This window comes from Mixta theicola (assembly GCF_002895925.1).
Classification (GTDB): Bacteria; Pseudomonadota; Gammaproteobacteria; order Enterobacterales; family Enterobacteriaceae; genus Mixta; species Mixta theicola.
Window position 1 is genome coordinate 1 of the sequence record NZ_NWUO01000066.1, and the last position, 353, is coordinate 353.

Below are 353 nucleotides of genomic sequence, written 5' to 3' on the forward strand. Positions count from 1 at the left end.
TCAATCAGGGCGCGTGTCCCGCTTCCCGGTTCAAAGATAATCAGCGGCAGCGGCAGCAAGGCGCCCGGAGTCCATATTTTCGCGCTCTGCTCTGATGCATCCTTTTCCATGATGACAACAAACTCATCCGTACCCTGCGGGATGATGTTCAGGTTTTTACCTGCGGCTGGCAGAGTCACCAGGCCAATATCTATACGATTTTCCTCCACGCCCCGCACAATATCGGAAGTGTTACCTGTGCGTACGTCCACCTTCAGCAGGGGATGGGCCTGCCGCAGTTGCTGCAGTAAGGGGGGCAGTAGATGAATACAGGCCGTTGCGCCTGTGCCGACAGTAACAGTGCCGGTTATCTC

General features: G+C 55.8%; 1 protein-coding gene. It reads right to left on the minus strand.

Annotated features, from left to right (window positions below):
• On the minus strand, positions 1–353 hold a 353-nt coding region (locus COO59_RS20650; RefSeq protein WP_165786552.1), incomplete at both ends, for a LysR family transcriptional regulator substrate-binding protein.